Here is a 10,246-nt window from a genome sequence, read left to right as displayed (position 1 = left end):
CCCCGGCCCTTCCCACGGGCACCGGCGGCGGCGCGAAGGTGCTCGGCGACGCGGACGCCGGTCCGCCGCGTGCGGTCGCGTTGCCGGTGGCCGATGCGCGCCAGCACGTGCACATGCTGGGTAAGACCGGGTCGGGTAAATCCACGCTGCTGGTGAACCTGATCCTGCAGGACGCCGCGGCCGGGCGCGGCCAGGTCGTGATCGATCCGATGGGCGACCTGGTGACCAACGTCCTCGATCGGCTACCGTCCGCGGCGCTCGAGCGCCCGATCGTGCTGTTCGACCCATGCGACGAGAGCGTGCCGGTGCCGCGGGTGAACATGCTCGACGGCGCGGAGCCGTACCTGGCCACCGACCACCTCGTCGGGATCTTCTCGAAGATCTACGCCGGGTTCTGGGGGCCGCGCACAGACGACCTGCTGCGCGCCGCGTGCCTGACGCTGATGCAGGCGGACCGGGCCCGTGCGGACCTGCCGTTCCCGACCCTGGCCGAGGTGCCGGAGCTGCTGACGGACGCGCGGATCCGCCGGCGCTACACCGACGCGCTGCGCCACGACCGGCACCGGGTGCTGCTCAACTTCTGGGCGGGCTACGAGCAGCACTCCGAGGCCGCCCGCGCCCAGCTGACGGCGCCGCTGCTCAACAAGTTGCGCGGGTTCCTCATGCGCGACTACCCAGCCAAGGTCATCGCCTCGGGTCCCACCGATATCGACATCCAGGCGGTGCTCTCCGGCGGGCTGCTGCTCGCTCGGCTGCCCAAGGGCGTGCTCGGGGAGGAGACCTCGCGGCTGCTCGGCAGCTTCCTGATCGCCAAGACCTGGCAGGGAGCCACCGCCCGCGCGGGGATGCACCCGGACTCGGACCGGCCGGACGCGGCGCTGGTCGTCGATGAGGCGCACACCTACCTCAACCTGCCTTTGAGGGTCGAGGACATGCTCGCCGAGGCGCGCGGCTACCGGCTCTCGCTCATTCTCGCGCACCAGGACCTCGGGCAGCTGCCGGCCGCGATGCGCGAAGCGATCTCCGCCAACGCCCGCAACAAGATCTACTTCAACGCCTCGCCCGAGGACGCTGCGAAGCTCGCCAAACACACCTACCCCAACCTCGGCGAACACGACCTCGCGCGCCTCGGCGCCTACCAGGCCGCCGTCCGGCTCGTGGTCGCCGGAGCCGAACAGCCCGCGTGCACGCTGGCGACCAGGCCCATGCCACCGGCCATCCCCGGCCGCGCAGCCGAACTGCGCACGCGACTGACCGGCAACGACATCCCAGCCGAAACCCCCGGCACCACCGGCGCTAGCGGCACCACCGAGCAGGAGGTATCCGCATGACCCGCACCGATGCCGGCACCGAGGCGGCCATCCCCCTCAACCCGGCCGCGAAAGGACGCGGTGGCTCGAGCAACTACCCGGCGCCCGTCGACGGTCTGGCCTATCTGCTGTTCCGCACGACGCCGCGGGACCGGTGGCTGCTGGCGATGCTCGGTGAGCACCGGCTGCTGACCGCGATGCAGATCCACGCCCTGGCCTTCACCCGCGCCCGCACGATGAACTACCGCTTGTCCCAGCTGCGCGAGCTCGGCCTACTCGACCGGTTCCGGACGCTCAGTGCCTCCTGGTGCGGGGCGCAGTGCTACCGCTATATCCTCGGTCCGCGCGGCGCGCTGCTGGTTGCGGCCGCGCACGACATGACGCCGAAGGAATACGGCTACAACCACGCCAAGCTGCTGCGCCAGGGTGCGCGCCCGGATCTGGCGCACACCATCGGGCTGACCGACGCGCTCGTCTCCCTCGCCGCGCGCGGGCAGCTCGCCGCGTGGTGGAACCAGTACACGTGCATGGGGCTGTGGGGAGACTTGATCCGCCCGGACGCCTACGCCGTGCACCGCGACCCGGCGACGGAGAAGGGGTTCGGGTTCTTCTTCGAGCACGACACCGGCAGCGAGCACCTTCCGCAGCTCGCAGAGAAGAGCGCGGGCTACGCGCGCTACGCCGCCGCCTACGGAGGGCACCGCCCGATCCTGATCCAGCTGCCCGACGCGGAACGCGAATACCGCCTCCACGGCAGGCTGGCGAAGATCCCGGACGCCGCCGGGCTACCGATCGCCACCACCGTCACCGCGCCCGCCGAACGCGCCACCGCGCAGATCCACGAACTCGGCGGACTCCTCGGCGGGCCGGCTTGGCGGCCACTGGGCGCCGACATGCGCGTCACGCTCGCGCAGATCCCGAGCTACTTCGCGGGCCGCGGGGTCAAGCTGCTCGCCCCGCTGATGGGCGACCGCGCGGTGCGTGCACCGATCCCCGTCGCGCCGAAACTCGCCATCCAGCAGCAGTAGCTTGAGGGGAGATGTGCGTGCTCGCCAAAGCCGGGCTCGCCGCCGGTACGCTCGCCCTCTGCTTCCTGCTGCTGAGCGCCGCCGCGGCGGCCGCGGTCCTCAGCCTGCTTACCGGCGGGCTGCTCGGCAATGACGGTGCCGCTCCCCGGCTCGCCGAGGATTACGGGGCGGTCGCCTGTCGCGTCGACGGCGGTATCCACGTCGAAGGGCTGGATCTGACTGCGCGGCAGGCCGCGAACGCCGCCGTCATCAACCAGGTCGCGCTCGAGGACGACATCACACCGGTAGACCGTGCCGTCGTGATCGCGCTGGCCACCGCCATGCAGGAATCCGGCCTGGAGAACCTCGACCGCGGGGACCGGGACAGTCTCGGGCTGTTCCAGCAGCGCCCCTCCCAGGGCTGGGGCAGCCCCGCTCAGATCATGAACCCCGCCTACGCGGCCCAGCAGTTCTACCGGCACCTGCAGCGCGTCCCCGGCTGGTGGAGCATCCCGCTGTGGCAGGCCGCCCAGGCCGTACAGCACTCCGGAGCGCCCACCGCGTACCAGAAATGGCAGCGGAAAGCCGAAATACTCCAGCAATTCCTCGCGGCAGATCCACGCATCTGCGTACCCGCCAGAAAATGACCGCGCGTACCGCGTTATGCACCGACACCCGTGAAATCCGCCGTGAAGAACCTTCGCCGACCGGGGGCATTCATGCGCCCGCGATATCCGGCGAACCGCTATCGTCGAAATCATAAGACGGGTCCCGGAAAAGTGGGTCCAATCACCGATTCGGCCACCGCGCAAACAGCCTCCGGGCCCTCGACGCTGCGGAGCCGCACAGGACCGCAGCCGCTGGCGGCAGGGCGACCGAGACGCGGAAGGAACGAAAGGAGCGAATCAATGTACAGCTATCCAGGCCCCGCCCTCCCTGACCTCCTCCCTGACCCCGGCGCTGAGCCCCGCTCTGGCCACCTCGTTCCTGAAGGAGGGGCTGGGATCTGCATACGCACAGTTCAGCCGCCATGTGCAAGGCGCGCCCGGCCGGGGCTGATAGGTCGTAATCGACCTATCCACGCGATACCCACCGCCCGGCGCATCCGGCCCCCGGCACGCTGAGTCCGCCGCGCCTCTTGTCCTCCTCCCCTTCCCGCTCCAGCCTCGCCGGCGCTGCCGGCGTCGAGCCGAGCCCGAGCCGGGCCGGATTCGAGCGCGGCGTCACACGAGCTGATATCCCGCCGCGACGCATTCAAAGCAGCGCAGGCGAATTCAACTAATGGTGGTTTACCCGGGGCGTCGAAAATCACCCGATGGACGTACGCGTATCAGTTGACTTCGTTAATAGCGTGGGAATAGCGTCCACGACGCCGGTTAGCCCGACCGGCCCGATAAGAAACGGAAAGAGAGTACTGACATGACCGAGACGACCGCCCGCGCCACTGCCGCTGTTCCGGCCGACCCGTACGCGGCCATGGCCGCGCCCATCCGCGCCGCGTTCACCGCCGCCATGGCTCCCTACACCAACGGGGAGGCCGCCGCCCCGGCCGGGCTCACCGGGATCCTGATGGAGGCGGTCACCGCGGCCGAGCCGACGGCCGAGCTGATCGGCATGCTCTGCCAGTTGCTGACCACCGCCGCACCCGACGCCGACACCCTCTCGATCATGCACCGGGCCATGGGCGCAGCCCTCGGCCTGGGCACCGGCCCGGGCCGTTCCCCCCTCCGCACCGGCGGAGCCACGGCGCCGCGTCCCACCACTGGCGGCACGGGCGTGGGGACGCGGCCGGGATCGATCGGCGCGCGGATCTTGGAGGTGCTCGCCGCGCACCCCGGTGCGCAGCTCACGGTCACGGAACTGGCCCGTGAGCTGGGCAACGGCACCGGCGCCACCGGCGCGGCCATCACCGGTCTGCTCAACCGAGGCGAGCTCGTCATGACGGGCGAGCACCCGCGCCGCTACACGACATCCGCACCCGCGCAGGCGACCGACACCGCCCCCGCCGACAGCGCCGCCGACGCGCCCGACGCCGCGTAGGCGATCCGTCGCCGGGCGACGTACACGGAACCGGCCGCGCCTACCTCAATTAGGCGCGCCCGGTCCGGTCGCAGCCTACCGGCCCGGCTCCTAGCGCCCCAGCACGTCGCCCCTCCGGCGCGCCCTCCCATCCAGCCATGATCTGGCGCGCCGCCCCTGGCCGCATGACGGCCCCCTGATCCCTCGCATCCGCGCCCGAGCCTGCGACAAAGGCGGCTACGGGTGCTGCTGCGGGCCATGGAAACACCAACCAGTAAAGGAATGCTCTGTCATGACTGCTACCCGTACCCCCGCCCGGACCCCTCGCCGCACCGGCACGCCCGACACCGCCACCGCCGGGTCGGCTCCGGACCACACCCCGGCGCCCGTGCCCGGGCACACGGTGCCCGCCTACGCGGCCGGTTGCGGCCTGCCCGAATCCGCCCTGGACGCCGGGGCCGACGCCGGGTTCCGGCGCGGGACGGATGAGAACGAGACCAGCTGGGCCGTGAGCCCGGACGAGCGGCTGCGCATCGAGTTCGGGCCCGAGTCCGCCCGCTACGCGGGCAACCCGATGGGCGGGCTCTGGCTGGTGACCTACACCGACCCCGAGGCCCCGCGCCGCGGCTGGCGCGCCGGTTTCGGAGACAACTGCCCGGCCGAAGCCATCGCCGCGTTCATCAAGGCCCTGGCCATCCCGGGCGGCCTGGACCCCGATCGCGCCGACGCGGACCAGGCCGAGGCCCGCATCACTGTCCAGATCACCACCGACATCACTACGGCGCAGGCGGAAGAGCAGGCGGACCCGGCCGATACACAGCCGGAACCCGCCCAGGCCACCGCCCCCACCGAACAGTAACGACCACGCCACACTTCGTCTCCGCTGCCCTGGCCGTCCGCGTATGGCCGGGGCAGCGTGGGGGCCTGGGCTCCGCCACGGCCCCGCCTCACCGGCGCCGCCTCCGTGCACGGCCCGGCTCGCGAGCGCGGCCATTCCGGTACACCGCGACGACGGCTGCGCGATCGCGTGCCCTCGCTTACCCCTGTTCGCACCGAACCTTCCTGGAGCCATGCCATGACCGAGCCTCCCGTCACGTCACAGGACACGCAGACACCCCCTTCGCCGCCCCGCCCCGGGCCCGTACCGCCGACCCGTACCCGGGTGCACGACGCGGCCGCCTATGTCACAGCCCTGGCCTACCACCACCGCGCGCAGCTCTCGGCCAGCAGCCTGCCGCTGGTGCACCCCGACCTGCACTGGCTGCTGCTCGCGCACATCACCCCGGCCCTCGAGCTCGCCGACGTGCGCGTCGGCCCTGAAGCCGAATTCGCCGTACTCCGCCTGGTCTTCGCCGCCCTGCGTAAGGCTGCCGCAGTGCGCACGGCCGAACTCGCCGGCTACCTGGAATCGATCACCATCGGCCAGCAGCAGGCCCTTCTCGCCCTCGCCCACCACTACCTGTCCGAGCAGGCCACCTCGTGAACGAGCTACGTAGGCGAGCCCGAGCCCCGCCGGGCCCACGCCTGCAGCAGCACGATCCGTGAACCACGTGACCTGGAACTGGAGAAATAGACCTTTGAATACGTCCCCTTCGTCAAACGTCACCGCCCCCGACCTGTCCGGCTGGCTGCAGCACGAGGGCTGGAGGATCGAGCGGCCCTGCCCCTGCTGCCCCACGCCCGCCGCGTCGACGTTCCGTGCGGCATCGCCGTGCGGCCGTCTGATGCTGCACGCCGCCGACCCACACGAGACCGAGTGCCGCCTCTACAGCCTCAGCCCCTCGGCCGGGCTCGGCGGCTGGGTGCTGACCGTGCCCGAGGAGCTGACGGGCACGGTCCTGGCCGCCGCGCTCAACGCGCTCGACCACACTCCGCCCGTCCCCGCGGGCACCGAGCACGATCAGCGGGTCGAGGGCCTCGACCTGCTCGACCTCGCGCTCAGCCAGCTGCGCCGAGAAGTGATCACCCTCTGCCTGCGGATCGATGACTGCGTCGACGGCATCAGCAGCGAAGAGAAGCCGGAGAAGGACCGGTGAACCGTCCGCACGTGACCGCCCGGGAAGCCGAGGAGCTTGTTCGAGCGCTGGTACGACTGTCCTTGCCGAAAACCTCGTCCGTGCAGGTCAGGCGGCTTGTCGGTATTCGTGGATGATGCCGCCGGCGCGGTCGTGTCGTCGCGCCCGGAATGCCTGGAGGTCGGCGACTTCGGGCGGGAGCGGCCGGTCCGGGGCGGCGCTGGCCAGTGCCATGTGCGGGCGGTGGCGGTTGTGGTGGGCTTCGTAGTCGCGCAGGATGCGGCGCAGGTGCGGCAGGTTCCATACGAGGGTGCGGTCGAGTAGTTCGCGGCGGCAGCCTCCGATCCAGCGTTCCGTGATCGAGTTCATGCGCGGTGCCCGCACGGCGCTGTGCACGGTTGTGATGCCTGCGTCGGCAAGGGTTTGGTCGAAGCCGGGCGGGTAGAGGATGTCGCGGTCGCGGATCAGGAATTTGACCCTTCCGGGGCCCTCTTCGAGGTCCATCAGCATATTGCGTGCCTGCTGGGTGACCCACTCCGCGGTCGGATGCGCAGTGGCGCCGAGGATGTGGATGCGCCGGGTCGCGTGCTCGATCACCGCCAGGACGTACGCCTTGGTGCCGTCGAGCAGGTCAACGGTGAAGAAGTCGCAGGCGATGATCGCCTCGGCCTGGGAGCGCAGGAACTGCGCCCAACTCGGGCCGCTTCGCTGCGGCGCGGGATCGATGCCGTGTTTCTTGAGGATCTCCCAGACGGTGGAGGGCGCGACGGTGATGCCCAGTCCGGCCAGTTCCCCGGTGATCCGCCGGTAGCCCCAGGGGTTCTCGCGGGCCATGCGCAGCACGAGCCGGGTGATCTGTGGGTGCTTGCGGGGCCGTCCCGGCTGTTTGTGCCTGGACTTCGCCGCCCACCGGCGTCTGACAAGGTCGCGGTGCCAGCGCAGGATCGTCGCGGGGGTTACGGGCAGGTGCAGGGCGCCGTGGCGGCGCCGGGGTATCACGGCCAGCAGCGTCGCGATCAGGGCGCGATCGGCCCAGGTGAGCCTCGGTCGAGCCGTGCTCTGGCGTTGCAGGACTGTGACCTGGTGGCGCAGTAGCAGGATTTCCGCGTCTTTCCAGGCCGAGGGGCGGCGCGAGAGCCGCAGCCACGCCGGTATCCGCAGGGCGAGGAGGAACACGAAGCGTAGACACACGAGAGACGATCATCGCGGAAACGCCGAACCGGACGCAACCTCGATCGGCAGCTGACCTGCGGGGACGAGGTTTTCGGCAAGGACAGGTCGCAGCCATGATTGTCCGTACCGTCGCAGAGCGCGACCTGTCCGCACTCGCCGGGCGGCAGCTTCAGCGCTCTGCCCGGCAGACGATGAACCGCCTTCGGCCCCGCGTTCGCACCGCCGACGCTGCCATGGAGGCTCTGAGGCCAGGCGGCGAGGAACTGTTCGCCGCCCTGCGCGATCAGCTCAGCGTCTACCGCAACGCCGTACCGGCACACCTGCGCACCTCCTGCGCATCCTCTCTGATCCACATGCACGCCAACCGGGTTCTGCCCTCGGGTGACGATGAGCCGCTCATGCGCGCTCTGGCCGCCGACCTCATCGCTCGTACCTCATGACTGCCGCCGTCAGCGCGAAGCTGGCTCTCGCCATCGCTGAGAGGCTGCTGGATGTTGATGTAGTCGCCCGCGGCCTCAGCCAAACCGCCCGCGAATCGCTGTCAGGTCTGTCCGGGACCGCCCTACTGCATGCACGACTCTCCGCCGTCGACGATTGCTTCGCCACAGCCGCCGTCGAACACTGGAACCGGCTCGCTATCCATATCCGCCAACGTGGAAGCACGGGAAGCGGAATCTTCACAGGGCTTGGCTCCGTGGCCGCCTCCTTGATCATCGGAGCGTCCTACCTGCCAGACGCACAGCGGCTCCACGATCAATGCGCCGCAGCCGCACGCTGGCTCTCAGCTCACGCCATTGCCATTGCCGAGCAACAACATGACCGACTTCGGTCGTGCGAACCACCCACCTCGTGGGCCGCTTATGACGTGATCTGCGGCCTCGCCGGCATCGGCAGAGTCCTCATGGCCGCAGTAGACCAAGGGCACGAGCACGTCACGATCGGACTCGAAGCTGCGCTCCAAACCCTCACCGCGATGATCAACAGCGGGAGCGAGAGCAGGCCAGGCTGGTGGCTACCACCCGACGCCCACCCATCAGCCGCACAGGTGCACCCGAGTGGCGCGGCAGCCACCGGGACCGCGCACGGCATCGCCGGACCACTTGCACTCCTCGCCGTCGCCCGAATCGCCGGACACGACGTTCCTGGCCAAGAAAAGGGGATACGCGCAGCTGCCGACTGGCTCCTGCGCTGGCGTGATCCCGCCACCGAAATGTGGCCACCGCGCATCACGGGTTACGAGCTCGAGTGCGGCAAGGCGGCTCCCGTCCGCGGACGGCATGACGCCTGGTGCTACGGCATCCCCGGCATTGCAGTGGCCCTCGCTCAGGCCGCGCGCGCCACCAGCGAGGATAAATACCAGGTCACAGCCCATCAAGCGATGCGAAGCCTCGCGGCGCGGGGCTCTCCGACCTGGGATGTTGAAGGGCCCACCCTCTGTCACGGTTACGCCGGGATCCTCGCAGCCTCCGACGACCATCCAGGCCTCGCCGAACTCGCCGCGAGAAGGATCGAAACGGTTGCTAATCCACGCCACCGATATCTGGTCCAGCACAGCGAACGCGGCGCTCTCGAAGACGATCCCGGCCTCCTCACCGGAGCCGCTGGCGCCGCCCTCGCCCTCGCCGACCACGCCGGCCTACCCTCGTCTGCCACGCCAGCCAGTCGCTGGAACTGCATCCTGCTCTTGTCCTGAGCGGTCAGGGCATGTCCTCCGGGAGGAACACGGTCTCCGGATCGCGCGGCGCTGAGCAGACCACTCACTAGATTGGGTAGAGTCCTGCCGGTCTCAAGCTGAATCAGCCTTTTTCTCGCTACTTCCCGGCTAATTTACGAAGCTGGTGGGCGAGGCGTGCCGTCTCGCATGCACACGAGACGTCGGGACGATGCGGATGCGGAGACTGCAGCACACTGTCATGCTCGGGGCAGCTCTGATCGGCGCTCTGGCTGCGTGCAGCGGCTCGCCAGCAAGCCCTGCAGCAGCGAGCAAGTCGACTTCGACATCTTCGGCGGTGCCCTCAGCGTCGCCGAGCAGCACGCTCGGGCCACAGGCCCAGGCCGCCCTCGCGGCCTACGTAGCGGCGTGGGCCGATGCGGCCGCCGTCGAGGACGGCGGTAACTACCGCGACTCCCGACTCGAGCGGCATATCGCTGGGGACCTACTTATGACGATCTCCGAGGATGACTACGTCGAGGAGGCACACGGCGTCGCCTCGCGCGGCATGCCGATTCTGCACCCACGCGTGAGTGCGCAGAATCTGAACGGCGACCCGCCGACCGTCACGGTCACCGACTGCATCGACTTTCGCCATTTCATCCAGTACTACGTGGCCACCGGCAAGCAGTACGGAGCGGTCCAAACGGGGCTGAGCGCGAGCACCTCGACTGTGACGCTGATGAACGGCGCCTGGATGGTGACGAGTGCCGCGACAGGCGCGGACGGCTCGTGTTCGCTGTGAACCGCGGCAGCCTCCAGCGAAGAACCGTGGTCATTATCGCCGCGGCGCTGGTATCGATCGTGTCGGTGAATCCAGCCGCCGAAGCGATGTGGAGTCGACACGGTTCAGAACACACTCCTGGCTTATGCTGAGCTTGCCTAGAGTTCTCCGTGCGATCTAGCCCGTTGATCTGCTGTTTTCTCGTTGTGGCAGGGTTCGCCCGGATGGGCGTACCCGTTTGGTGGTGGGCGTGGGCCGCTGTCCGGGCAGTTGTGCGGTCTCCGGCC

11 protein-coding genes are annotated in these 10,246 nt (G+C 69.6%); 10 read left to right on the top strand and 1 reads right to left on the bottom strand.

Annotation, left to right across the window (positions count from 1 at the left end):
• The 7 genes from KDL01_RS09520 to KDL01_RS09490 all read left to right on the top strand — a co-directional run.
• Positions 1-1,331 (top strand): type IV secretory system conjugative DNA transfer family protein (locus KDL01_RS09520; RefSeq protein ID WP_212528021.1); only part of this gene is annotated, 1,331 nt, incomplete at its 5' end.
• Positions 1,328-2,338: a replication-relaxation family protein gene (locus tag KDL01_RS09515; protein WP_212528020.1), complete on the top strand. Its 1,011-nt coding sequence runs from the start codon at positions 1,328-1,330 to the stop codon at positions 2,336-2,338. The genes KDL01_RS09520 and KDL01_RS09515, both read left to right, overlap by 4 nt.
• Positions 2,339-2,355: 17 nt before the next feature.
• Positions 2,356-2,964, top strand: a complete 609-nt coding sequence (locus KDL01_RS09510; protein ID WP_212528019.1) for a hypothetical protein — start codon at positions 2,356-2,358, stop codon at positions 2,962-2,964.
• A gap of 772 nt (positions 2,965-3,736) precedes the next feature.
• Positions 3,737-4,357 (top strand): hypothetical protein, encoded by a 621-nt coding sequence (locus KDL01_RS09505; protein WP_212528018.1) that lies wholly within the window; start codon positions 3,737-3,739, stop codon positions 4,355-4,357.
• A 271-nt stretch (positions 4,358-4,628) separates the two neighbouring features.
• Complete coding sequence (locus KDL01_RS09500) at positions 4,629-5,195, top strand: DUF317 domain-containing protein (protein WP_212528017.1); 567 nt, start codon at positions 4,629-4,631, stop codon at positions 5,193-5,195.
• Between the two features lie 216 nt (positions 5,196-5,411).
• Positions 5,412-5,819: a hypothetical protein gene (locus KDL01_RS09495; RefSeq protein ID WP_212528016.1), complete on the top strand. Its 408-nt coding sequence runs from the start codon at positions 5,412-5,414 to the stop codon at positions 5,817-5,819.
• A gap of 94 nt (positions 5,820-5,913) precedes the next feature.
• Positions 5,914-6,372, top strand: coding sequence for a hypothetical protein (locus tag KDL01_RS09490; protein ID WP_212528015.1), 459 nt, complete (start codon positions 5,914-5,916; stop codon positions 6,370-6,372).
• An 87-nt stretch (positions 6,373-6,459) separates the two neighbouring features.
• On the opposite strand, the gene KDL01_RS09485 is transcribed toward KDL01_RS09490, so the two are convergent.
• Complete coding sequence (locus KDL01_RS09485) at positions 6,460-7,542, bottom strand: integrase core domain-containing protein (RefSeq protein WP_307846204.1); 1,083 nt, start codon at positions 7,540-7,542, stop codon at positions 6,460-6,462.
• A 95-nt stretch (positions 7,543-7,637) separates the two neighbouring features.
• Between KDL01_RS09485 and KDL01_RS09480 the strand changes: the two genes are divergently transcribed.
• The 3 genes from KDL01_RS09480 (at position 7,638) to KDL01_RS09470 (ending at position 9,980) form a co-directional block, all read left to right on the top strand.
• A complete protein-coding gene (locus tag KDL01_RS09480; RefSeq protein ID WP_212528014.1) occupies positions 7,638-7,964 on the top strand; it encodes a hypothetical protein in 327 nt (108 codons plus the stop codon).
• Positions 7,961-9,217 carry a lanthionine synthetase LanC family protein gene (locus KDL01_RS09475; RefSeq protein WP_212528013.1) on the top strand — a complete coding sequence of 419 codons (1,257 nt, stop codon included), beginning with the start codon at positions 7,961-7,963 and terminating at the stop codon, positions 9,215-9,217. Before KDL01_RS09480 ends, KDL01_RS09475 begins: the two co-directional genes overlap by 4 nt.
• Positions 9,218-9,533: 316 nt before the next feature.
• Entirely contained in the window at positions 9,534-9,980 is a 447-nt protein-coding gene (locus tag KDL01_RS09470; protein WP_212528012.1) for a hypothetical protein, read from the top strand.
• Positions 9,981-10,246: the final 266 nt, after the last annotated feature.

Source organism: Actinospica durhamensis, from assembly GCF_018139695.1.
GTDB classification, from domain to species: Bacteria; Actinomycetota; Actinomycetes; order Streptomycetales; family Catenulisporaceae; genus Actinospica; species Actinospica durhamensis.
This window is presented reverse-complemented; position numbering and strand designations above follow the sequence as displayed.

Coding starts and splice junctions, on each gene's coding strand:
- KDL01_RS09515 (WP_212528020.1), top strand. CDS start 1,328: ATGACCCGCACCGATGCCGGCACCGAGGCGGCCATCCCCCTCAACCCG.
- KDL01_RS09505 (WP_212528018.1), top strand. CDS start 3,737: ATGACCGAGACGACCGCCCGCGCCACTGCCGCTGTTCCGGCCGACCCG.
- KDL01_RS09500 (WP_212528017.1), top strand. CDS start 4,629: ATGACTGCTACCCGTACCCCCGCCCGGACCCCTCGCCGCACCGGCACG.
- KDL01_RS09495 (WP_212528016.1), top strand. CDS start 5,412: ATGACCGAGCCTCCCGTCACGTCACAGGACACGCAGACACCCCCTTCG.
- KDL01_RS09480 (WP_212528014.1), top strand. CDS start 7,638: ATGATTGTCCGTACCGTCGCAGAGCGCGACCTGTCCGCACTCGCCGGG.
- KDL01_RS09475 (WP_212528013.1), top strand. CDS start 7,961: ATGACTGCCGCCGTCAGCGCGAAGCTGGCTCTCGCCATCGCTGAGAGG.